At 40.6% G+C, this 25,465-nt stretch carries 15 protein-coding genes; 4 read left to right on the top strand and 11 right to left on the bottom strand.

Annotation, left to right across the window (positions count from 1 at the left end; genetic code table 11):
• Positions 1-226: 226 nt before the first annotated feature.
• Both H5200_RS18200 and H5200_RS18205 read right to left on the bottom strand, forming a co-directional pair.
• Positions 227-445 carry a hypothetical protein gene (locus tag H5200_RS18200; protein ID WP_182762103.1) on the bottom strand — a complete coding sequence of 73 codons (219 nt, stop codon included), beginning with the start codon at positions 443-445 and terminating at the stop codon, positions 227-229.
• Positions 435-986, bottom strand: a complete 552-nt coding sequence (locus tag H5200_RS18205; RefSeq protein WP_182762106.1) for a hypothetical protein — start codon at positions 984-986, stop codon at positions 435-437. Before H5200_RS18205 ends, H5200_RS18200 begins: the two co-directional genes overlap by 11 nt.
• Positions 987-1,567: 581 nt before the next feature.
• Here H5200_RS18205 and H5200_RS18210 point away from each other — a divergent pair.
• The gene (locus H5200_RS18210; protein WP_182762107.1) at positions 1,568-2,587 is read left to right on the top strand and encodes a nuclease-related domain-containing protein; all 1,020 of its coding nucleotides are present in this window, start codon (positions 1,568-1,570) and stop codon (positions 2,585-2,587) included.
• 31 nt (positions 2,588-2,618) lie between these two features.
• Here the strand turns inward: H5200_RS18210 and H5200_RS18215 are convergent, their stop codons facing one another.
• A complete protein-coding gene (locus H5200_RS18215) occupies positions 2,619-4,091 on the bottom strand; it encodes a hypothetical protein (protein WP_182740603.1) in 1,473 nt (490 codons plus the stop codon).
• 1,091 nt (positions 4,092-5,182) lie between these two features.
• Between H5200_RS18215 and H5200_RS18220 the strand changes: the two genes are divergently transcribed.
• A complete protein-coding gene (locus H5200_RS18220) occupies positions 5,183-8,317 on the top strand; it encodes a DUF3427 domain-containing protein (protein ID WP_182762109.1) in 3,135 nt (1,044 codons plus the stop codon).
• A gap of 94 nt (positions 8,318-8,411) precedes the next feature.
• Here the strand turns inward: H5200_RS18220 and H5200_RS18225 are convergent, their stop codons facing one another.
• The 5 genes from H5200_RS18225 to H5200_RS18245 form a co-directional block, all read right to left on the bottom strand.
• Positions 8,412-10,187, bottom strand: a complete 1,776-nt coding sequence (locus tag H5200_RS18225) for an AAA family ATPase (RefSeq protein WP_182762111.1) — start codon at positions 10,185-10,187, stop codon at positions 8,412-8,414.
• Positions 10,184-10,663, bottom strand: a complete 480-nt coding sequence (locus H5200_RS18230) for a hypothetical protein (RefSeq protein WP_182762113.1) — start codon at positions 10,661-10,663, stop codon at positions 10,184-10,186. The genes H5200_RS18225 and H5200_RS18230 overlap by 4 nt, the downstream gene beginning before the upstream one ends.
• Complete coding sequence (locus H5200_RS18235; protein ID WP_182762115.1) at positions 10,660-11,832, bottom strand: dsDNA nuclease domain-containing protein; 1,173 nt, start codon at positions 11,830-11,832, stop codon at positions 10,660-10,662. Before H5200_RS18235 ends, H5200_RS18230 begins: the two co-directional genes overlap by 4 nt.
• A 583-nt stretch (positions 11,833-12,415) precedes the next feature.
• Positions 12,416-15,370 (bottom strand): DEAD/DEAH box helicase family protein, encoded by a 2,955-nt coding sequence (locus H5200_RS18240; protein ID WP_182762117.1) that lies wholly within the window; start codon positions 15,368-15,370, stop codon positions 12,416-12,418.
• Positions 15,363-15,968: a bifunctional 2-polyprenyl-6-hydroxyphenol methylase/3-demethylubiquinol 3-O-methyltransferase UbiG gene (locus H5200_RS18245; protein WP_182762119.1), complete on the bottom strand. Its 606-nt coding sequence runs from the start codon at positions 15,966-15,968 to the stop codon at positions 15,363-15,365. Before H5200_RS18245 ends, H5200_RS18240 begins: the two co-directional genes overlap by 8 nt.
• A gap of 879 nt (positions 15,969-16,847) precedes the next feature.
• Between H5200_RS18245 and abiEi the strand changes: the two genes are divergently transcribed.
• Both abiEi and H5200_RS18255 read left to right on the top strand, forming a co-directional pair.
• Positions 16,848-17,372, top strand: a complete 525-nt coding sequence (gene abiEi, locus H5200_RS18250) for a type IV toxin-antitoxin system AbiEi family antitoxin (protein WP_145238776.1) — start codon at positions 16,848-16,850, stop codon at positions 17,370-17,372.
• Positions 17,373-18,263 (top strand): nucleotidyl transferase AbiEii/AbiGii toxin family protein, encoded by an 891-nt coding sequence (locus H5200_RS18255; protein WP_182762121.1) that lies wholly within the window; start codon positions 17,373-17,375, stop codon positions 18,261-18,263.
• Between the two features lie 536 nt (positions 18,264-18,799).
• Here the strand turns inward: H5200_RS18255 and H5200_RS18260 are convergent.
• The 3 genes from H5200_RS18260 to H5200_RS18270 all read right to left on the bottom strand — a co-directional run bounded on the left by H5200_RS18260 (position 18,800) and on the right by H5200_RS18270 (position 25,412).
• Positions 18,800-20,074: a lipopolysaccharide assembly protein LapB gene (locus H5200_RS18260; protein ID WP_182762123.1), complete on the bottom strand. Its 1,275-nt coding sequence runs from the start codon at positions 20,072-20,074 to the stop codon at positions 18,800-18,802.
• 175 nt (positions 20,075-20,249) lie between these two features.
• The gene (locus tag H5200_RS18265) at positions 20,250-22,679 is read right to left on the bottom strand and encodes a PKD domain-containing protein (RefSeq protein ID WP_182762125.1); all 2,430 of its coding nucleotides are present in this window, start codon (positions 22,677-22,679) and stop codon (positions 20,250-20,252) included.
• Positions 22,680-22,712: 33 nt separating this feature from the next.
• Complete coding sequence (locus tag H5200_RS18270) at positions 22,713-25,412, bottom strand: TonB-dependent receptor (RefSeq protein WP_182740594.1); 2,700 nt, start codon at positions 25,410-25,412, stop codon at positions 22,713-22,715.
• Positions 25,413-25,465 lie beyond the last annotated feature (53 nt).

Here is a 25,465-nt window from a genome sequence, read left to right on the forward strand (position 1 = left end):
CAAATTAAGGGGGAAAGTTATAGGATCAAAGAAAAGAAACAAGCCGGATTAATGGAAAACCTTAATAAATAGTGGATCATTATTCAAATGGTGGAGTGGATCACTTTTCGGTTGTTGTTGACACTAATTTAATTTTTGTAGCATAACCTCTTGCAGAAAACACTTTACATACGTGGTAAACAGAATCATCTTTATCAGCAGATACTCTATACGCTATTTGGGCTAGTTATTTAGCGACATACATAGGAGATGCCGCTAATCCTTGTGGTCTTGGAACAAAGTGCATGGCCTTAGTACATTCTTTTGATGAAGCTAACATTTCCCAAACTAACTCAATCACTTTATCGTTAATCTCTATTTGGCTAGCTGTGCCTTTACTAAAAAACACCTCTAAGATCTTTTTTACGTCCTTGTCATCAATACCTTCATATTTTTTAGATATCATCCATTCCTTTGTTAAACATTATTTTTATCAGCAATTCTTTGCTTCCGTCGGTTCCTATACCAATAAACTCGTTAGGTTTACCTTCTTCAATATAAGTAACATAGTTTTTGTAAGCCGAATTTTTTATTTCTAAATCAAAGAAGTAAACCCCACCTTTATCATATTTAATACCACTAGTAGTTGATTTTAAAAGGTTCTTTCTTTGGGCTTTTATATATTCGTTTTCAGATTCACCTTGAGGTATATATATAGATAAAAGGAGTTCTTTCACTGTCAATTTATTACCTGAAACAAAGAAGTGATCTTCATGTGTGAAGTTTTCATCTTCAAATGAAATATCAATATAAGAACCCTCTTTCTTTAATTTATAGCCCACGATATTGCCTTCATTATCAACGGCTTTTTTACAGCTATCGAAGGGTGCTATTGGCTTTACTAATTGATAAATAGTGCGATCTTTACCCTGTAAGTCGCAATCTAAAATAGCTGCATTTACATGAAGCGAGCATAGAGCTAAAAAAGAGAGGTAGATTATTTTCATTTATATCCTTTAAATTAAATATGTTCCTATTTTGATGGTGTCTGTTTTTTTATGTGCAGCAATACCCATACAATATATGCAATTACTCCATAATCTTAATACGCTTAGCTTGTTGAAGCGAAAAGCGCAGCTTTTAAATTGTAGGCGAGTATATCTCGCGCTTTGGGTTTTAATTGCACATTCTTAGTTATGTCGTGTTGGCGACGGCAACCAAGGGGCGCATAGCGCCTTACGCCCCTTGGAACCCCACGGCGCCCCGAGGATCACACTGCTTCCTCAATTTAAATTAATGATATGAACGTAAACGCGATGAAACACGTCCTTATGTAAGCATCGCTTAACGTGCATCCATGCGCTGTTATTACTCATCATTAATTTAATTTCGGGTGTGATCACGGGGGAACTGTCTTCACAGCAGTGTGTAATTTTGCCGTAGGCGTTAAGCTTGCTGACGCGAAAAAGCATACTGTGATCTTCAGTGTTAAATTTGCTGAATATTTAAAATCAAATTAATCAGAGCAGTATTTTTATTAGGTACTTCAATGTTATTCTATACAAATACATGACTGAAAGGACTCCGCATGATTTTAAAAGATAAAACGCTCGTCACAACCAACTCAGCAAAATTAAAAGCAGGCCAAAAACAAGAGCTAGAGGTAGCATTTTACTTACGTCGCGCATTTAAAGACCACCCTCAAGTATTTGTGTTTAATGATGTAAAGTTTAAACACAACGGCGAAACCGCACAGATAGACCACCTTATTGTTTATACCTACGGGTTTATTCTTATTGAATCAAAAAGTATTACTGGTGAAGTTGCAATAAACCAACATCAAGAGTGGAGTCGCAGCTACCGTGGGCAATGGCAAGGTATGCCGTCACCTATCAAACAAGTTGAGCTACAATTGGCATTACTAAAAAGTTTAGTAAGAGACAATGCTCCTCAACTCCTGCCAAAGATGTTTGGTAAAATACAACAAAATTTTGGTGGCCGTGAATGGCATAGCATCTGTGCAATATCGAGTAATGCCATAATTAATCGAGATAACACGCCAAAAACGCTTGAAGAGCGACTTGTAAAATCAGAGTTTATAGCAGATAAACTTTTAGACATAATGAAGCTCCCGGCATCAATACCAAATGCCCTGCACTTTTTCTCAACCAATACTCGCCCATGGTTTAGTGAAGAAAGCTTAGCTAGGATCTGTCAGTTTCTTTTGGAGCAAAATATTACTCCTGCCACACAGTTAAAACCTGATGCGTTAGCAACAAGCCTCAACGAGCCAAGCCCGATTTATCAAAATGAATCAACAGCTCTTGCACCAAGATCTATTGTTCCAACAATTAAAGAAGAGCAACCAAATGTTGTCAATGAAGTAAATTTACAATGTAAACAGTGCAGTAATAGCAAGACGCTTAAAGCGCGCTCAGGCCGCTACGGCTATTTTGTTACATGTAGCGAGTGCAGTACCAATACACCAATGAAAATGTCTTGCCCGCAATGTACCAGTGCTAATACCAAGGTGAGCAAACGCAAAGAGCTCTACTCATTAGTATGCGGTGATTGTGAAAATACAGCACTTTTCAAATTTGATGGTTAAAGCTCAATAGTATTCAAAAATAAGAGGTATATCATTCCGGAAATTCATCAACCACTTCCACTGTTGCTATGTGTGATTTTAAAACATCATTATCTGTATAGTTTATTTGAAAATACAAAGTACCCTTTTTAAAAGGTTGAGCTTTCACTGATGGCATCAATTTGTAACATCTATATTTATTGTAAGATGGTAATTTCTGTTGTGGGCTTCCATCAAACAAAGGCAATGCTTGTGTCAATTTAAATCGTGTAGGAATATCTAAGCAAATAGCCCCACTAGTTGAGCCTTTTAAAATATACTGTGTGTTGTTTGAGGAGTTATTTGAAACGAGTTTTATACCATTTTGCTTCATTGCTGCTAATTGCTTTTGAGCCTTATTTAAAGAAGCGATAGGTGCAGTAAGGTTATCACTTTTAATACCAGTAGAGCTTTTTAGTAACCCATTTATTTCAGCCTCTATTGGGTAAAGTAGTTTTCGCTTTTCCCATAGCTCTGGGTCCCCACCTTTGAGAATAGATAATCTAAGCCAAGTTTTATCAGTAAAATAATTAACTTTCTCCGTGCTTCCATCTGACTTTTCATCTGACTTTGACTTATGAACTAACCCTTCGCTACGCACTTCAAGCGTTTGTGGCTCCACATCTGATAAAGATGACCCAGCGGGTGTATCAGTTAAACCAATTGTCATTGCTGTAATTGGAGAAAGTAATATATCTGTAGCGTAACCAACAGGGTTGCGTATCCCTTCTTCTTTACTGAAATAGTCGTAACATCGCCCAATAGCACACACTTCTTTCTTTATAAGCACTATTTCACCAGCTTTTAAAGGCAGAACATTTACATTATTGTTACCACTATGTCTATATAGCGAATTACCTGCAACAAAGTCCAAATCTAGCTGGAATACTAAGTCATTATCATTTGTACCTGTAACAGACTTTGCGATCTCTTTAGCTACTTTTATTTCTTCTGTGGTTACGGGGTTTGATAGACTTAGAGCCTCTCCTGCTGCTGCGATAAAATCAATAATACTTCCGGCTTTATCATTTTCATCTAAATCGTACTCATAGATTTTTAATTTGAGACTTAATAAGTCACTCTCCATTCGTTTAGGACCATATAGCGCTTTATGGAAAAATGGAGCTTTCGTAGCATCTGCAATTGAATCATACGGGCCTAATATTTTGGTAATAGTATCGCTTGATGTTCCTGTTACAACTTCTTCAAATTCAGCGACAATCAAAACTTCATTATCTCCGCCAATATCTGGTAGGTATCTTAGATAGGTATCCGTTAAATAAATACTAAAAGTATCATCGCCGCTTAAAGCATGAGCTTCATCAGTTTTATATATCATACCGTCAGCACTATACAATTCTTTGGCAGTAACAAGAGGAGAGGTAAGGTTTTTATCTGAACCGACGGAATAAATGGAGATATCACCGGTGCTTGCAGTGCAAGCACATAAAAGAGAACATAAAACAATAAATAATAAAAGCTTCATCAGAAATTCCTTTTCAACAAACTTAATGACTGGTTAAAATTTAGACCAAACAACATCAATGTCAACTTTTTATTAACACTTGTTACTTTATAATCTCATGGCTTACATTTTGTACTGGCTAAAGGGATTTAGAAACTTAGAATTTGTCGGGAATAAAATTCCGCCATGCAATCAATTACTCATCAATTGAGTCTTTTCAGGCAAAGTAACGGGGGAGTTTTCTTAACAGCATCGTTTAGGTTGACCGTAGACGTTAAGCTTGCTGACGCGAAAAGCGCAGCTTTTAATATCTAAGCTCGATGCCCGTAACTCGGTGCTCGTCGCTTTTATTTATACATGTCGCGTTGGCGACGGCAACCAAGGGGCGTACGTTTTTCACTGTTGACTCTGCTGCAAGTAATTCATCCCTGAAGCTGGGTTCCTGGCAGCATCCATGCTTCCACTTCCTCGCGCTGCGAAACTTCGTTTCGGTCACTCGTCACCCACAGCGCCCGAGGATCACACTATTTCCTCAATTTAAATTAATGATATGAACGTAAATGCTGTGTATTCGCCGTCCATGGCGAGGTCACAGCTTAACGCGCATCCATGCGCTGTTATTACTCATCATTAATTTAATTTCGGGTGTGATCACGGGGAAATTGTCTTAGCAGCAGTATTTAATTTTGCCGTAGGCGTTAAGCTTGCTGACGCGAAAAGCGAAATTTTTGAATTGTAGCGGGAGTTTATCTCGCGCTTTGGGTTTTAATTGCAAGTTTTGTAAATTCCTCATTCGAGGTATTTGCCAGATTGCTGGCGGCAACCAAGGAGAGGATACCGCCGACCGCCCCTTGGAACCCCACGGCGCCCCGAGCATTTTGCACTCTCCTCAAAGCAACAATTGATATGAACGTAAACGCCGTGTAAGGCACATCCATGTGCCTGTCACGGCTTTAATTGCATCCATGCAATTAATTACTCATCAATAGAGTCTTTTCGGGCAAAATGACGGGGGAATTGTCTTGGCAGCGGCCTTTAATTCAATAATGAGTTAATGCTTGTTTACATTGGTTTTTTTAGTACACTAAACCCTCGCAACAGGGAGCGGTTTAATGGAACAAATTGGTATTTACGAGCAGTTAATTACGCAAGTAATTGAGCAAAATTTAAATCGTGACCAATTTTATGTGGGCGAACGCCAACTAGAATCGGCTGAGGCGGCTACGTGGCTTTCGCGTTTTTTAGGCAAGCTGGTTGAACATGCAATCGATGCAATCCCTAATTCAAGCGAGCGTTTACAAGAGCAAATTAATCTCGCAAACAACCTTGTGCTTTGGCTTAAAGATCATATTCGCGATGACGAGCTGATCAACGAAAACCTTATCGACAGCCAAGGTAGAATACTTACCGCGCTGTTTAATACCCAAAACCCTATTGCGGCCAATCTTAAAGATTACTCTCACGATATTTTTCCGCAAACAGGGCTTACCCAAAGCGAATTGTTTAGCGGTGCGAATGCGGGTATATCGCTAGAAACCGAGCTAAAACGCGAGATTAAATCGTCAGACACTATTTATTGGCTTGTCTCATTTATAAAATGGACGGGGCTGCGCATATTTAAAAATGAGCTTGAAGCGTTTACCAAAAGTGGCAATAAACTCAAAGTTATTACCACCTCGTACATGGGCGCAACGGATGCGAAAGCGGTTGAGTTTTTAGCAAACCTACCAAATACCGAGGTAAAACTTAGTTACAACAACCAGCAAGAGCGCTTGCACGCAAAGTCATACTTGTTTATGCGTAATACGGGTTTTCATACCGGTTATATTGGCTCGTCTAATTTATCGCATTCAGCGCTTACCAGCGGCCTTGAGTGGAACTTAAAAATTACCGCGCAAGAAATCCCGCACATTATAGCCAAAACCAAAAGCACTTTTGAAACCTACTGGCAATCGCCAGATTTCGAGCTGTTTACTGGTAAAGCTGAATGTAAAGAAAAGCTCATAAATTCACTTAACGAGCAACGCGGTGTTGGCCAAGCAAGCAGCCAGTTTTATTTTGATATAACCCCCAAAACCCACCAGCTCGCAATATTAGAAAAGCTAAGCGTAGAGCGCAGCGTGCATAATCGCTTTAAAAATTTAGTGGTTGCCGCAACGGGCACGGGTAAAACAATAATATCGGCGTTCGACTTTAAAACCGTTTACGACAAAAACCCAAACGCACACTTTTTGTTTATAGCCCACAGAGAAGAAATACTAAAACAAGCGCAAAGTGCTTACCGTGGTGTACTTAAAAATAACGACTTTGGTGAGCTTTGGGTGGGTAACTACAAACCACAGCGTTACAACCAATTATTTGCATCAATCCAAACGCTGAACAGCCAAATTGAATCGCTCAATTTAACCAGCGATTACTACGACTACATTGTGATAGACGAAGTACACCACGTAAGCGCCGCCAGTTATCGCGCTATATTAAATCACTTTACGCCCACAATATTACTTGGCTTAACCGCCACACCAGAGCGACAAGATAGCGCAAATATACTCGATGATTTTTGCAGCGTAATAGCCGCTGAAATTCGCTTGCCAGAGGCAATTAATCAGCGCCATTTATGCCCATTTCAATACTTTGGCCTCGATGACGATACCGACCTAAGCCAAATAACATGGCGTGGTGGCCGTTACGATATAAGCGAGTTAAGTAACCTTTATACAGGGGAAAACAGCCGCGCAAACAAAATTATATCCAGCCTTGCTGATATAGTGACTAATGTTCAGGATATAAAAGCACTCGCGTTTTGCGTAAGCCAAAAACACGCAGAGTTTATGGCGTCTAAGTTTAACTTAGCAGGCATAAACGCCGATGTGCTGACCAGTAAAAACACCAATGAACGCGCGGCCAAACAACAAGCGCTGCGCCAAGGTGAAATACAAATACTGTGTGTAGTTGATATTTTTAACGAAGGTGTCGATATTCCAGAAGTCGATACTCTGTTATTTTTACGCCCAACGGAAAGCTTAACGCTGTTTTTACAGCAACTCGGCCGTGGCCTTCGCTTGCCAGATAATAGCCCAAAGCAGTGCTGTACCGTACTCGACTTTGTAGGAAATGCGCGCCCAGAGTACGACTTTGCCAGTAAATTCCGCGCATTGATTGGTAAAAGCAACCAACCAATAAAAACCGAGATCGAAAACAACTTCCCGCATTTACCACTGGGTTGTCGCATAGAGCTACAAAAGCGAACGCAACAAACAATATTAAAAAATATTCAGCAAGCCATAAACACTAAACGCCGTTTACAACAGCTGATAAATAGCTATTCGCAACACACCAATGATGCGCTAACGCTCAGTAATTTTTTACGCATAAACCCGCAAGTCACGCTTGAAGACATATACAAACCAAAAGATAAAAAGCTCGGTGGCTGGCACTGGCTAAAAGGCGATGAAATACCCGCAGAGCAAACCAACATTTACGCCGCGTATTACCGCGCAATCAACACCCAATTACTCGGCTGTGACTCGCTCAGCTACTTGTGCTTTTTACGTGATTTATGTAATAACGACTTTAACTTTACCCCTACGCCACAAAACCAACAGTACGCGCTTATGGCGCATTACAACTTTTGGGATAACACAGGCACAAGTTTAGGGTTTAAAACGCTTGATCAAAGCTTACAGGCACTTAAACACAAAGAGCTACAGCAGGAACTCGCGCAAGTGATCGCTCTGTTAATAAACCGTATTCACCAGCAAGAAAGCGATTTAGCGTGCTTACCTAATCACGCAATAAAATTACACAGCCGCTTCACGCGCCAACATATACTCGCCGCGTTTGGCGCACATTCGTTTAATAAAAAATCGACCGCCCGCGAAGGTGTATTAGAATTTAAAAACCAAAACCTTGAGCTATTATTCGTCACACTCAACAAGTGCGAAAAAACCTACTCGCCCACCACGCTGTATCACGATTACGCAATCAGCCCTACCCTGTTCCATTGGCAAACGCAAAACAGCGCCCGCCCAGAACACGGCCGCGGCCTAAGCTATATTAAGCATCAAAAAACAGGCAAAACCATCCTGTTATTTGTGCGCGAACAAGGCAAAGACGAAAACGGCCGAACCATGGGGTTTGTAAACTACGGCGAGGTTAAATACCAAAGCCACAACGGCAGCCAGCCAATGAATATAACATGGGAACTAACCAACCCCATGCCAAGTGAAATGTGGCATGAGGCATGAGGCAGGGAAGTTGGCGGTTGGATAACTGCCAGTTTATTTTTTATCTGTATTATTATAGGTTATAAGGTAAGTTATTTGCCGCCTAATTTTTAATTTAAATGATTCGATCGTTATCATTCATTTTTAAAAACATCAATTGTTTCTCACCTTGGTATTTCGGGTTCCACTCTATGTCTTGATTATCACCCTGATAATGATACTCGGTAGTAGAGAAAACAACTTGAACAGAATGCTGAGCACATAATACTTTAAGTGCTTTGATGTATTGGTTTAGGTCATCATTGTGAATTTCGTGTTGCTTAGGCGTATCTAAAATTAAGAATTTAAAACAGAACGAATTATGCTGTGCCATTAACTCAATTAAAGCTGCGTGGTACGCTAATACAGCTCTAGTTCTGGTACTTCCCTTAAGTTGAGATATAGTTTCTGTACCGAGGTAAGGAGTAAAATCGTCTTTAAAAGTAATATTTCGGCTAATGTTGTTGGTATTAAGTACTTCTAGCCAGTTTAAAAAGAACTCTCGAAGATCAGCTTTGAGCTTTACTAATGCTGGTATTGAGTTTTTATCCGTACCAAAAGACTGATATTTTTCTAGAGCTTTATTACGCTCAGCGATAGTTTGAAAATGTTTATTTTCCAGTAATTCAACTTTTTCGATATCACTCTTTTGGCTTTGCAGTTCAAATATTTGATTTTTTAGTGCTGATATTGCATCTACCAGAGCCGATATCTCACTTTTTTCTAAAGATTGATTTCTCTCATCAATAATCGTTTGGATTAAACCTTCTAAGCTTTCACGTTGTTTCATGATTTGCTCGATTTTAATCTTATCTATATCTGCATTTCTTTCGAGATCTTTAATTTGGTCTTTTAAATACAATAAATTTTTACTGTAGGCATCTGAGCTTGAAGAAAACAGATGGCAATTACTAGAGCCACAAATCTCATTAAATGATAGGAATACTCGCCTAGCTTCTTCGTTCAAGTTAAGTGTTTCAACTTCTGTGTTAATCTCATGTACTATCTGTGCAATACCGCTTGTTCTCTTATTAATTTCAGCAATTTCAAGCGTTAAGTCTCTTATCGAAGCTTTATGTTTTGAAATTAAACGATCTAAAACATTAATCGAGTCATCATGGTTTGCGCCTGAACTCTTGAGTTGCTCAATTTCACTTTCTAACGTGCTGATTTCATCTTCTAATTCTTCTGAGCTTTTAGATATTAATGCGGCTTCCTGCTTAGCAATTTCAGCATGGCGTGAATGCAGCTCTACTTGCTTATCTAAATAATCTAGACGTTCTTTAGCCTTAAATTTTTCTTTCTTTTGGTCGAATGAGTGTTTGACTGGCAAATCAAATATCATTCTCATCATTTCTGAGAACTGGTCTTTGATAAAGTTACTTGGTGGGCTATAAAACTTGTTATAACCGTCATCTTGATCTAGATAGTAGATTGGCAACATTGATGCTAAATAGGGACTAGTGCTTTTGTTATTATTGGTTACTAGGTTATCTACTGTCAGACCCAGCGTTTCAAACAGATATGCAGAATACTCCTTTTCATCATAAAACCTCTGTTTCTCGCCATTAGGCTCTGTAACCTGAATATCTATACCTTTGCTGTAAATTCTCTTTAATTGCAAATTTCCGATAGGAGATGAAACTTCTAAAATAGCGTGATTGCATCGTTCATAAATATCATTTCTAAATACGCTAGGATAACCTAAGCAAAAAGCAATCGACTGTACTATAGGAGTTTTACCACAACCATTCTTACCAAATAGCTGAGTAATATTGTCGCCAAACTTTAGTAAATCTGATTGCCAACCAGAAAGACCATTTGAAAAAATTTGTATACTAATTAACTTCATTCCAACTCCATGTCTAATTGCTTAGAAACACATAGGTTTCTGTATGCTTTAGCTATCTCAGCTAGGTTACAAGCGAGGATATCCTCTTCATTAAAGGCTTTATCAATCACCTTCTTACCTAAAGTTGTGATTTTAATTCGCCCTTTATTATTCGGGATTTCTATCAAATTTGAATATTCCAAAAAGCTAACTGCTTTCACGGTTCTAACTCGTAAGTTTGCTGACCAACCAACGTGTTGAGCCGAGCCTTTAAAGCCGGGCATACTTGTTTCTAAGCTTTCACCAACAAGTTGGCCAATTTCTGATACTTTGGGTTTTCGTTTATCTTTAGCCATAAGTAGCACTATCAAACTGATCAGTGGGAGCTGAAATAGTGCTTCGTTATTTAACAAATTTGGCTTGTTATAACTGGAGCTATCAACGCGAATTTCGGTACCAGATTGTGCAATCTTTTCAAAAAACATATCGAAATTCATGATTTCCCCTTAACTAATTCCGCAAATATGCCTCCGAGAATGAGCTCAGGGTTTAGATCATACATTAAGCCCTCAGACTCAAGCTTACTGACTAAATCTTTTATTGGAGATCTTAGGCTAGCTAAATGAAGTGAGCCATCACTACGAATGGAGCTATTTAAAAGTTCTCTTACCATGCTATTGATAGACTGTAAGTCGAACTCTAAAAGCACATGGCGGTTTTTTCTGTGCCATAGATCCCAATTAGTTTTACATCTTGATATATACTCAACTTCCTCAATGCTAGCCCCAGCCGAGGACAGCGTTCGTTGAATGATTGATGCGCTTTTTATAGCTTTACTATCTCCGCTTTCAAGCAAGTTATTGTATGCGTCCTTTGATATACTTAGTATCGATAGTAAGTCTTCAATAGCTATTCCTGCATATTGCTCAATACTTTCTTGAGTTAGCTCAGCTATTGCACCACTTGATTTATTTTCTACTAGTTCAAGCAGTTTCATCAGTATTTCACGAGTTTCAGTGTGGCCTAAATCTACTTCGCTAAATTTGTAAATCGCATTCTTTGCAATAGGTTCGAAATTATCATCACCACTTTTTAAATGCTGTACATCAGTTTCAAACTTGAGCTTTGATAATCTTAATTTGATTTCATCTTCGGATAGTTCATTAGAGACTTCTTCTGGGAAACATTTGTTGAACCTATCAATTAACACTTCCGAGAACTTATTTTGAAAAATCCCCGCTTCAATGTCTTCTATTACTTTTTCAACGTCATCTCCATTATTGATGTTGGTCTGAAAGACAACTGAATTGCAGTAATTATCGAAAACTACGGTATGTAAAAGCAGCTTACCAATAAAGCTATTTTTTATTTTCTCTGTACACTGCTTTTTCTGGTCTTTAGTTCTGGCTTTAAGGCCAAATAATTCATTTAAAGTCCAATTGTGGTTTTGCTTGCCATTAGTTTTAACTTGGTAAAAAACATAACTAAATCCATCGTCATCTTTTTTACGAATAACAAAATCATCGTGCAAGTCACAGTAAACCCTATCGATACCATCGTTTTCTAGAATAGATAGTGATGCCATCGCAGCTGATCTCACCTGAGCTCTATATGCAGCAAATGAATGACGCCCGCTTTGCTCCCTTGGTTTCTTTTTTTCTAACATCCTTTCGCCTTAGCTAAGCAGTTCGTTATTTATTTAAGAATTTTAAAAACACTAAATTACTACTTTTAAACACCAAAATTTCGCAACATTTAAAAGCTTCGCTTTTCGCGCGAGCAAGCTCTGCGCCTACAACCCAAAAGCACGAGATAAACTCCCACCTACATTCATAAACACCAATCTACCAACACACTCCAATTCCCCGTGATCACACCCGAAAGTTATAAATTGATGAGTAATCACTTGCATGGATGCAAGTTAAGCAGTGTCTTCGCCATGGATGGCGAATACACGGAGATTACGTTCACATCAATTTTTAACTTGAGGACACAGTGTGATCCTCGGGGCGCCGTGGGGTTCCAAGGGGCGGTCGGCGGCAGCCGCCCCTTGGTTGCCGCCAGCAATCTGGCAAAAACCTCGAATAGAGGTTTTAAATCCCTTTCCCCAAAACCATATAAAATCACGGCTAAAGCCAGTTCCTACAAAAACAAAGCGCGATATAAAATCGAGCCTACGGCACGACCTACAAATTTAAAAGCTGCGCTTTTCGCGCTAGCAAGCTATGCGCCTACAAGTTAAAGCGTAACTACTCTGCAACCACTTGTTTAAACCGTGCGAACGTTCGCATGCTTTCATCTGCAATCATTACCTCGTAATCTGGGTTTTGAGCAATTAGCTCATATTGCCCATTAGGTAATTTATTAACTTTTCGCAGTAAATATTGTCCTTCCCCGCTTATATCATCCCGCTCTATAGCCACTATTTGGCCGCGTAGAGATCCCGCTTTATCGGATGTTATAAGCTCAAGTAGCAGTAAATCACCATCAAGTATTGGGTGCTTACCACCATTCATAGAGTTACCCGATGCGTGCGCTAAAAAATGCACTTGCGGGTCGAGCTTACCTGCACCAAGTGGTGCATCTATAAATTCCATGTCGCTTTCATCCCCTGTTTTAAAATGCCCACAAGCTATTTTAATATTGGGGAAATACGGCAGCTTTAATGCGTTATCTTGCTCTTTTGTTGTATCGGCACGATCTTTAAACGCTAGCTGAGTCACATTGTCAGCTTGTTGCTCGGTATTTTGTTTAGTTGTTGCTACGTTTACTTTTAGCCGTTGGCTGTATTTAGCTAAGCTGTATTCAACCAGTTCTAACACGGCGTTGTTTAGTAATTCGCATTTTTCTGCGGGTACGTCAAACGTGGCTTTTACTGTGTCGTTTTCTAGCTTAAACCACTGCGTGCCGTCTTTATTTTTATTGGTATAAGCTTTTATTGGGTTTTTACGCCAGTAGCTTTGCCATGTTTGTGAATCAGCGGCAGCTTGCTGCTCTTTGGCTGATAAATCGTGTTGTTTTAAATTTGGATGACGCGCTAATACTTTAGCACTCATGGCTGCAAGCTCTGCAACTGTTGGGGGAATAACAAAACCATTTAATGCTACATAAGCTTCTAGCAAAATAGCTTTAAAGCATTTGGTCATACTGGTTGTTTGTATGCCCTTGTGTAAAAAGTCATAGAACGGCGCTAGTTGCTCAGCGCCTTGTTGTGCCTCATCATCAATGTTTTGTGTTTTAGCGATTAACTCAAACCAACTTGTGTAATTGCTGTTTACCTTTTTTATATCACCATAGTGGTAGTAAAACTCACTTAAGGTAGGTAAATGCCCAAGTTGCTCGGCAAGTTGTGTTATATCTTCAAGGGCGGTGGTGCGCTGCGCCTTAGCAAGTTGTTGCCAAAAGTCGGTGACTTTTAAATCAATATTTATAAAACAGCCATCAGCAAGATTTGGCTTTTTAAGCTTTTTTACTACTCCACTTGGCGTAGTTTCATGGAGTAGCGCATAAGGCTTATTTAAAAAGCTATGGTGGTTACCAATAAAGTCGAGCACCACTAAATGCGTTTTACCTTCTAGCGTTCGCAAGCCACGCCCTAATTGCTGCAAAAACAGAATTTTAGAATCACTTGGGCGCAGCATTAATATGGTGTCAATGCTGGGTAAGTCAGTGCCTTCGTTAAATAGATCAACGGTAAATAATACTTCAACTTGGCGCTGTTCTAATTGTTTAAGCGCCTCATTACGGCGCACTTTTGATTGGCTGTGTACTGATAGTGCTTTTACACCTGCTTTATTAAATGCATCAGCCATGTAATCGGCATGTTTGGTGGAAATACAAAAGCCTAGCGTACGCTGCTGTTTATATTGCTGCCACTGTGCAAGCGCATGATCGGCACGTTTTTGTGTCGCAAATTTGTTTTCTAGTGCTGCGGGATCAAATCGACCATTGCGCCATGGAATGGCTTGGTAGTTTACGTTTTCGTCCCAAATGCCGTAGTAATGAAACGGCACTAGTGTTTTTTGATCTATCCCTTGTGTTAAGTTTCGCTCAAACACTAAATTGTTGTCGCACAATCCTAAAATATCGGCTTGATCGGTTCGTTCTGGCGTGGCGGTTAAACCGAGTAAAAACTGTGGCTCAAAATAGTTTAATAGCTGACGATAAACACGGGCGCTGGCATGATGAAACTCATCAACAATGATGTAGTCAAACGCCGTTGGCGCAAATTGTTTTAAATGATTACTTCGGCCAATGGTTTGAATAGAAGCAAATAAACAGTCAGCGTTTTTGTCGCGGTGTTTACCGTTATAAAATCCCGTTGAAAGCGGCAGTAGTTCAGCAAAAGTACGCTGTGCTTGTACAAGTATTTCTTCACGATGCGCGACGAATAATACCCGTTTAGCTTTGAATTGTTTAACATCAAACGCGCTTAACCATGTTTTACCCATGCCTGTTGCTAACACTACTAAGCCACGTTTAAAGCCCTCAGCGCGAGTTTGTGCTAGAGCATTGAGCGCTTCAATTTGAGCTGGCCTTGGTGTTTTAGCTTCGCTTTGTTCAATAATTTGTTCCGCTGTATCGGCATGATTTACCGCTACAAACTGCTGTGTTTTGCGCCTAGCAATGTAGTTATTAATCCATTCATGGCTTAAATTGCTGACAAACTCGTGGTTGAAAATAGCGTAAAAAGCATTACGAATACTTAAAAATTGCTGCGCTGCTTGGCTTGTTTTTGGCTGCATGTAATCGTGTCTAAAATTCCACTCATGGCCTTTAGTCAATGCGCTAGCGCTAATGTTACTTGAGCCTATGAATGCACAACCAGACGTAATTTCGTTGGTGTCGTTTGTTTTAACAAAAATATACGACTTCATGTGAAAGCTTTGGTTGCTTTGTGTTTGGTAAATACGCACATCAGCACCACGATCCACTAATACCATTAGCTCTCTGAGCGCATTAGGATGAGTAATATCAAGATAATCGGAGGTTAAAAGCTTTAGTGTTGCGCCACTTTGTAAAGCTTCATTGAGTGGATCAAATAACAGAGCCAAGCCACTGGGTTGGATAAATGACACAGTAATTTCAATCTCTGTGGCATTATTTATTGCATGTACAAGATTAGGTAATAACGGGTCATTATCACCCGTTATAAGCTGCTGCTTATTACTTTGCAATTGGTGCTGTTCGTTAAAACTATTCATTTATTAATTTGTTGCGCGTTAATAATGCATTGAGCCACACTTCACTTTCGCGCTCAGGGCGCTGATCCATACTTTGCCATTGTTTTATTATTTTAAGCTCGGTGTGATGGGTAATTAGCGCGGTTAGGCCATCTTCATTTAAATCGGTAAATTCACGGCCGTTATGCACGCGCTCTTGCGTGCCATATTTAAACGACACATACAAAATACCGTTTGGTTTTAGGGCATTTTGTATGTTTAAAAATACCTGCGGTAACTCTACTTTTGGCACATGCAATAAACTGGCGCAGCACCAAATGCCGTCGTACATATTTGCACAATCAAGCTGCTGAAAGGTTTTAACTGCAACGGCTTGTTGTAAGTAACTACTGGCTAACTTTGCAAGCTCTTCGCTTGCGTCAAATGCACTAACAGTAAAGCCTTGCTGTTTAAAATACATGGCATCGCGGGCACTGCCGCAGCCAGCATCTAAAATATGACCGTGGTTAGGAATAAGCGGTAAAAACTCAGCGTAAAGCGCCGACATATCAACATTAAGCGTTGAGTCGCTAAAGCTTTGTGCGTTTTGATTGTAGTAACTGAGTGTTTTAGTGGTCACTTGATATACCGCTCCGTGGCTAATTAATAATACTTAACTACTAGTGCGTTAAGTTTTCATTAAGTTTTATCCTAACCTAACATGAAAATGTATTAAAAACATAGAGTTTTCCGATGAGCACCAAGTACATAGCGGCTAATTAGCAAAAATTAAGAATTTTGTATTGGTTATATTTATTGAGCGAAGGTGCTAGGTGCTAGGGTTTGCCCGCCGCCCGTTATCTTCTCTGTGTAGCGCAGCGCCTCGGTGTTCTCGGTGGTAAAATAGCTTTTAAAACAATCACAGATCGAAAAAGCTGCGAGGCTCTAGGGAGTAATAGGCGCTAGGATCTAGGAAAGTGACTAGACTCTAGGCTGTATTCGTTACTCGTCGCTCGAAGCCCGATATTCGCAGCTCGTTGCCCTCGGTCTTTTGTCTGCTCATTTACTCTCATTCACTTCTCTTTGTGCAAAAAATGGCTAGGTTCTAGCAAACTAACTAAGAGCTAGGTATGCGCGCAGCTCGTTGCTCGCAACTCGTTACCTTCTCTATGTAGCGCAGCGTCTCGGTGCCCTCGGTGGTAAAATTAATTTTAAGTGATTTATTCACCACAGAGATTAAGAGGCCTGCGCTTTAGAGAAAAACATAAAGAGTCTAATGTAGGTCGTGCTTTAGCGCGTCAATTTTCAACATTAGACATTGTCGCCATAAATGACGACCTACAAGGAAGCGCTAGGATTAGCCCGCCGCTCATTGCCCGAAGTCGGTTTATAGGGTGATATAAGTACGAGGGCTAGATGACAATACAAGTCAAACTAGAGTTAATCTAAACTCTAGTTTGCTTCAATTAAGCTTAAGGTCTACAATTAATAACATTATAAGTATGTAATTGTAGACCAAATGAATAAAGCAGAAAGATTATTAGCAATACTAGCTAGCTCTGTTAAAGCAGGTGGCGGTATTCATACCAGTGCAGAATTGGCTTTTATGATGGCTGAAAAACCCACTCCTGCATTCACTAAGTTTCTGACTGACAATGTTAATAAAGGGCTATTAAGAAGAGTCTGCAATGGTATTTTTGAAAGCACGCTCACGCCACCTGACCCCACCACCGCTATTTATAAAATAGTTAAAAAACTACGTGGCGACGTTTTAAATTACATTAGCCTAGAAAGCCAGCTCAGTTACACTGGCGATATTTCGCAAATATTAATGGATAGGTTAACGGTAATAACGAAAGGTCGTAGTGGCACATTTTCAACTCCGTATGGAGTTATTGAGCTGACCCATACAAAAAAACCAATTGATAAATTTGCGAAAAACCTATATTTCGATAAAAGCATCAAGATGTACCGAGCAAATACGCTGCAAGCGATTGCAGATCTAAAAGCCTGCAATCGCAACGTACACATGCTGGAGAACTAAATGTTAACAGAATATATACGCCAAATTATAGCTGCAAATCCAGAGTACGCTGGCGTCACGCCTGTGATTGAAAAAGAAATTCTTCATCACGACATTATGGCTGCAATGGTAAAACAAGGTGTTATGCCTTCGCTTACTTTTATTGATGGCACCTCACTTCGTTTGTGCCATAACAGTTCTAGATTATCTGAGGATTTAGATTTTAATGGTGGGCATGACTTCAAGCCAAGTAGTTTCAGTGGCTTAGAAGTTGAAATCCAAAAATACATACAAAATAAATATGAGGTGCAGGTATGGGTAAATAAACCAGCTGAAGATAATCAAGCTAATACTTCATCTTGGAAAATTAGTATCGAAAAAGAAAGTAATCGTCCTGATCTTCCCCGCCAAAAAATGCATATAGATATTTGCGCTATCCCGTCATTTGATATCGAAAAAAGGCCATTAATAAATCACTATAATATTGTCGCGCCAACAGAAGGTTTGCTGATCCCTGTACAATCATTAACGGAAACGCTTGCAGACAAGTTTATTGCATTAGCCTACCGTGCTAGGCGCATTAAACCGCGCGATGTATGGGATATAGTATGGATAAAACAAAGAGGTGTTGCGGTATCTAAGCAACTGATCAATAAAAAGCTTGTGGCCAGGGGTAAAACCAACGAAGACTTTATTGAGGCACTGACTATTCAATTAGACAAGCTACAGCATGACGATGAAGTTCGTAAAGACTTCAATATTGAAATGAGCCGTTTCATTCCAAATCAAATCAAAGAAAGAACTATCGATAACCCTGATTATTGGCCATATGTACAATCAGAAATTAGTACTATGTCACTCTCAATCCTTAATAATGGTATTAAAAATAATAAGTTTGATATGGGGATCTAACTTTAAGGCCTACAAAAAAGCACCTTAAAGGTAATATTTTGTAGACTGTAAGGAGCTAGGTTCTAGGAAAGTTACTAGGTGCTAGGATGATTACCTTAGACCGCTGCTTTGTCTTCTCTGTGCAGCGAAGCGCCTCGGTGCTCTCGGTGGTAAAATTGATTTTAAATGATTTATTCACCACAGAGGTTAAGAGGCGCTGCGCTGAAGAGAAAATGACGAAAAGACTTTTGATTTAGGGAAGTGACTAGGTCCCGAAGCTCGTGGTTTTATATCTTCTCTGTGTAGCGAAGCGCCTCGGTGAGCTCGGTGGTAAAATTGGTTTTTAAATAATCACAGCTAAAGCTCGTTCCTACAAAATAAAGGCGCTAGGTTTAGGGAAGTGACTAGGTGCTAGGGTGTATTCCGTAGCACGAAATCCGAAGCCGGTTTATAGATCGCGGGGTGAACCCGCTGCTAGGCGATTTAATGTGCATTCCTAACCAGCGTACTGGGTTTTTAACCCTTCACCTTTAGCCTTTAACCTTTCACCTACCTATTTACTTTTTTCTTAGCCAAAACAAGCTGCCTTCGGTGGCTATCCAAGCTTGTTTGCCAAGTGAATTTAGGTATATACCCACTTCTTCTTTACTGCCTGGGCTGTAAAAATGAAACTCCTCAGATTTTAGTTTTTCTTGCCCGGTGAGTATTTTTATAAAATGTTTATTAAGCTGTTTAAGTTGCTTTTTGTATTGCTTGGCTTTGCTAGAGTCACCATGTTTATGAAACTCACTCAAGGCGCGGCTTGCTGTGGCATGAAGTTCTTCGCTGTCGAAGTCGGCTAAAAACGCATCCAGTTTTTGCCACTGTCCTTTAATTACATAGCAGTTCATTAGCCAATGGCGATTAGCTTGATTATCCATGGGGTTTAGTTGCCAAAGCGCTTCAAATTCGTCAATAGCGTATTGTATGTTACCTTGTAATGCGTTGATTTGTGCACGATGCGCTCGTAACATCATATAAGGGCGTGTTTCGTGGATCAGCCAAAAGTGGCCTTGGTTCTGTGCTATGTATTGCTCTGTAATAACACCTTCAAACAGTTCCAGTAACGCTGCTATAGGTTCAAATGCGCTTGGAGTAAAATCACTAAGGATTGCTTCCATTAATTGATCAATCACTTCGTCGTCGAGCACTTTACCAGCAAAGTCATCGTTGTGGTGTTCACCTGCAAACTCTTCCGCAAATTGTTCGTTAAACGCGGCTTCGTCTTCATCTGTCCAGCTGGGGTCTTCAATAAAACGAACGCTATAAAGCACGTCGGCTACAAAATAGCTGTAGTTCTTTTTATAGGCTTGCGCTAGGCCTTGGTTGTCAGCAAATTTTTTAACTGCAGCTTGTTCAGAGCTAAATGCACTCAGTACTTCATTTAAACTCGTTAGCAGGTCTTTTTGGTGTTTGTTTAGGCTGCGTTTGTCGATAAATTTAAGTGCTTGTAATGCCCCTTTACAGTAATTAGGCAGTGGCATATTAGCTTTGAGTGAATCGCGGTAGTCGGTTTTCGATAAGCTGCATTTAGTGGGCATTTTAAAGTCTTCGGCACTGACTTTATGCATGCTGCTATTGTAATTTTCCATCAGGCTTTCAAGGTACTTTAACTCAGTGTCTGTTGTAAAATTAATGTCACCTAATAGGTCTGACTGCCATTGGCTGGGCATTATTATGTCGGGCAGTAAGCCTAACCCTAAAAAATAACCTTGGATAAAATAGTAATCTGGTTTTTTATCGCTTAATACAGTTAATTTAATGACATCACTGCGTATTTTGGCGGGCGACATAGCTTGTCCTGCTCTTTATAAGTTGGCTCTAGTGTACCAATTGATTTATGGGTTACAAGATTATGGCGCGAAATTTTCGATAAAAACAACGATAGGAAGTTGATTAAGTTAATAACAAAAAACCCAGAGCGGTACGCTGGGTTTTTTGTTATTCGTTGAACTACCAAGTATTTAGTTATTCAGCAACACATTCAGGCCAATCATAGAATAAGCTTGATTTGTTGGCTGTGCGCCATGTTTCATATACGAAGGTGATTTCAGGAATTTCTTTAATGTTAAAAGAAAAATGAAAACCTTCAGATGCTTCTTCGTTACGAATACACGCAACCACAGGCAATATAGTTTTAAATGCAACTGATTTGCCCTTTGCTATTACTTGCTCATTTTTTAGATTTTCGAAACGCGGTGTTAAGCTTGCTAACCCACCATTAATATGGCGCACCTGTAAATTTTCAATGGTGTAATCTGCATCAGTGGCGGTTAATGACCAGCTAATATAACCCTCTTCAAGATAAGGTTTAGAGCTGGCACTAAAGTCATTCGCAAAGGGTGGAATATTCTCATACGGTAATGGATACCATAGGCTTTCATTATCTTCGTTGATGCTACGTAAACGTACACCTGTAGCCTCTGTGAGTGGGTCAACGTCAACGACAAAGTCATACTGCGGCGCATCATCAATTAGGTCTGTTGCAGAATAACGGAATGTATATTTACCTGGCTTTGTAAATACTTGCCCACGGGTATTTGGGCAATCTGCTTCACTTGGGTTGCTAGTAAACTCGCCGCCTGCTGGTGTACTGACAAGCTCTTCATGAGTGAATACTTCATCGCCATCGGCATCAACGGTTACTGGCCGATGTAATAACGACATGCACGGTAAAATTTGATAGTAGTCTTGGCCAGGATTTAAGCGTCCCCAGCTACGCGCCCATACAACGGAACGGATCTCTGGAGCGGTATTGGTAAATTTAGCTAAACCACTGTCTTGTGCATACGCCTTAGCAAATAAGCCACGGTCATCTTCTACAATTAACTGCGCGGTATAAGATCCCGGCACATCGGTGAGCACTTTTGCACGACGGTATTCTTGGCTTTGTGGTTCAATTACCGGTTCGATAGTCGCATTACTGCCATCAGGCTTATCTGTTAACTGCCAATGAAAGGTCAGTGGATCATCATTAGGGTCGCTACTTGATGCATCAAACACTAATGCATCACCCACCAGCACTGACTTTGATTGTGCATCAACGCCGCCAGTTGCAGGTTGACCGTTAACGTTACCTATTTTAGCTTGCATGCTGGCATCAACTGAAATTTGGTTTTCGCCGTCAGAGACAACCATACGTACTAAATAACTGCCGGTTATATCAAGCTTTTGAATCTTTTTACCCATAGGTTTCCAAGAACCAATATCCACTAGCTCTGCAATACTTCCTTGCGGTTTTTCAATAAGCGTAGCTGCAATAATTTGTAACGGCTCGCCTTCTGGATCATAGCCGGTAAAATTAAATTCAGCTCTTAAGCCTACTTCTTGTTCACCAATACTATTAGATGGGTAATAGCCGGTTGCTAATAATTTACCGATCGGTGGGGCATTGCTAGTCGCGTTAGGATCTTTTTTGACGGTAACTGTAACTTCTTTTTCTTCACTTTTTCGGGTGCCATCAAATACAAATAGTATTAATTTATAACTTGCCACAGCTTGTGGGGTAAAACGCACTACAGCCGTTTTTGTACCTGTAAGCTCTGGTAGTGGTACATCTTCAGGATCCGTTGCTGAGCGTGACGGCCATTGCCAGCGATATTGTAGTGGCTCCCCTTCAGGGTCAATGCTGGCTGATGCATCTAAGATAGCTTCTTCGCCTAGGATAATAGTTATGTCGTCGGCTTTAGCCACTGGTGGCGCATTACCTTCTGAAACGCTTACCACAACTTGTTTTGGTTCACTTGCTACGTCGTTATGAGTCACCACTAACTGCAATGTGTAATCACCTGCTAAATCAACAAACAGTGTACTTTGGCTTTGCTCTGCGTTATTTAAATAACCCGCACTGTCGGTGGGCTTTTCCATAAGCGTCCATTGGTATAGTAATGAATCGGTACCACCTGCTGGGTTTACGCTTTGGCTACCATCTAAACCTACGCTATTAGTGCCTAAATTAACACTATGGACTGAGTCAGTAATTGCGACTGGATACGGGCTGGTTGCGCTTAGCGTGATACGCGCGGCTTCGCTATTATTTGCCCCGTCATTAACAATTAAACTCACAACATAATTGCCTGGTAAATCTGCAGTAAAGTCTGTTGTTATGGTATTGGTGTTGGTGATATTGGCAGTACTTGTTGCTGGTCGTTCAATGAGCTGCCATTGATAAATTAAATCTGTTCCCTCTGCACTTGTACTCGCCTCAGCATTCAGCGTGACTTTTACCGCGCCATCCTTTAGTGAGAATGCTGATTCTGCTGGCGATTGCAGCTCAACAACCGCTGTTGGTTTTTGCTCTGTTGTTTGTGTACTGTCTTTGTTATCACTACCGCTACCACAGGCTACCATAGTAAGCGAAAGCCCGACTATGGCTATTGCGCCAAATAGTTTTTTCATTCTTTTGTACTCCTTGCTGATAGGTGTTATCAGTTAAAAATTATAAGTTAGGCTCAGCCGTGCAGTTCTTCCTGGTGCAGGTACTAAACCTAAACTTAAAGCGTCGAGGTAATAACGATCTGTAACATTATCGATGGTAAAATCGAGTGTTGTGTCGTCGTTAAATTTATAACTAGCGTAGATGTCTAAAAGGTTATAACTGTGCCAAAGTACCGGTTCATTAAACCCTGTAGGTGCGTTATAGCGAGGAATTGAGTTGCGCTCTCCCATAAATGTGCCACGCAGCCCAGCTTCTAATTGCTGCTCAAATAAACGTAAGCCAAGGTGAGCACTGGCGTGCCAATTTGGCGGGATCATGTTATTAATATAGCTTTCAGGAAGGCCCCAATCATTACAGTAGTAGCGCACATAACTGCCCACATTACACACTTCTATCTGGGTATAATGCGTGCCGCTAAGCTCAGCAACCCAGTATTTTGTGTCGTAGCTAAAATTAAGCTCCCAGCCATTTAAATCTAGGCTGTCGATATTTCGCATTCGAAAAAAATCGTTGAGGCCGCCTTGTTTTTGCTCCCACGCATTGGGTTGCGTACGGGTTAAATAGTTATCAACATGATTTTGGAAATAGGCGAGCTTAAAGCCCACTTTATAGTTATTTGTTAGTAATGAGTCGGTTAAATAATTAAGGCCAATTTCTTGGTTTTTAGCATGCTCTGGCTCTAAAGGGATATCTAAAACGGGGCTGACAGACCAACCTGAGGTACTTTCAAATAGGCTTGGCATACGCAAAGCTTCACTGTGGCGAATATAAAACTGCAGTCCTTTATATGCCTGCCACTTTATAGCAACCAATGGTGCTGTGCCTGAGTGGCTATTTTCATACTGTACTTCTAGGCAACCATCGGCGCCGTCAGACACACAAGCAGGATCGTTGCTAGTAATGGTTACTGGGTTATTATCTTTCGATGAAAAGTGCGTAAAACGCAGTCCCGATTCGAGTGTCCATGCTGTTAAAAACTGCCAATCAATGGCTGTAAAAGCACTAAATTCTTTGCGCCAACCACTGCGCGACCCTGCATAGAACCCTTCGGTTTCAGGGGTGTCGGTATCCATGTCTTCATACTGTGCGGCAACACCATAGCTCAGCGCTAGTTCGCCCGCTGAATAAAACATCATGGTATTACTCACATCAGTTCCAAAGCGCTGATAATCATCGCTGCGAGCAACATTATCGACTATATCTACTGAGCCAACACCAGGGGTATTTAAATGGGTAAGTGCATCGGTATGCCAAAAGTTGGCTTTAAAGTCAGCCCAATCATATTTGATTGGCTGCCAGCGATATCGCACTGTGTAAGTTTGATTAGTGACTTCGCTATCGAGCCATTGCCTTGCTTGACCAAAAGAGCGTATTTGCGATGGCATCATTTCGCCGTAGCTGCTGTTATAGCGTATATAGCTCATTTCAAGGCTTTGGTCGTTGGGCAGCAACACATTGCTTTTTAACAGCCAAGATTCACTAGAAAAATTGGTATTGGGGATGCGTTCATTGGCACGAAACCGCGATGCCCCTTGCATTGACACCGCCGTTTCGGTGTACCAAGCAAGTTTGTCGGGGGCTGCGTAAATTATTTCAGGTGCAGGGCCGTTACTACCTGCATAGTAATTACCTTGCTCGCGCTTAGCATAAGCAGCAATTAGATCGCCCCACTGAAAATGCTTAGCGGCAGCAAAACTGCCTGCATAACTAGCAAACTCAAATAAGCTGGGTCTATCCATGCCCTCCTCAGGAGCAAAGCGCTCTGGCATTATGTACTGCTCAGTACAATAACTCGAAAAGCGACACTGTGAACGATAGGCATTGCGTGGTAAATAATACCCTGCGTATGTACCTGGCTCTGGCGTATTAGCGCTATTACCGATGGCGCTAACACGTAATCTAAACCCGCTGAGCTCACCCTCTTTAACAATATCATCAGCCGACAATGTACTAACGCTCACCAAGCCACCTGTCGCCCCAGTGCCATCAGCACTCATGATAGGACCTTTACTGATTTTAAGTGAGCCAATCAAATCGGGATCAATGTAACTGCGGCTCGATACACCAGAATAGCCGCGATACACGGTGGTTTCTTGACGACTACCATCTATCACTACAGGTACTCGTCCTTGGCCTTGCATGCCACGAATATTAACATCAAGCCCGCCTGAGTTACGGTTTTCGCTGATCAAAACACCGGGTGTACCTTGAAATATATCGCCAACACTGGTTCCTCTAAAGCGTTCAATATCTTGCTGGGTAATTAGGTTTACTGATGCGGCTTCGGTATAGGTTTGATCTTTTAGATCCCTATTGCGACTTTGCACATTAATGGTATTTAGCGTGATCAAATCTTGGGTGGTTTTTTGTTGCACTAGCCATGCGCTATTACTAACAGGTAAAGCTTGTAGATTGGTATTGCTTAACAGCCTTTGTAAGGCTGCCTCTATGGTCATTTCATCGGTTATTGCAGCGACTGAAAAACCACCGACAACACGCTCTTCAAATGATAAAGTCACACCCGCTTGGCGTGAAAATAAAGTCAGTACATCACCAAGCTGGCCTGCGGGAAGATCAAATTTGATCATTTTTAATTGTGATGTTGCAGATACTTGTTCAGCTAAACTTGCTGAAGGGGTAATCACCAACAAACCTGTGACTACGATGAGTAAATTTAACGCTGCGCGGGGCATAAATGGTTTCCTATTTCTTTAATGCATACTTATATGACGCATGAAAATAGTAA

This window comes from Pseudoalteromonas sp. SG43-7 (assembly GCF_014164295.1).
Taxonomy (GTDB): domain Bacteria; phylum Pseudomonadota; class Gammaproteobacteria; order Enterobacterales; family Alteromonadaceae; genus Pseudoalteromonas; species Pseudoalteromonas rhizosphaerae.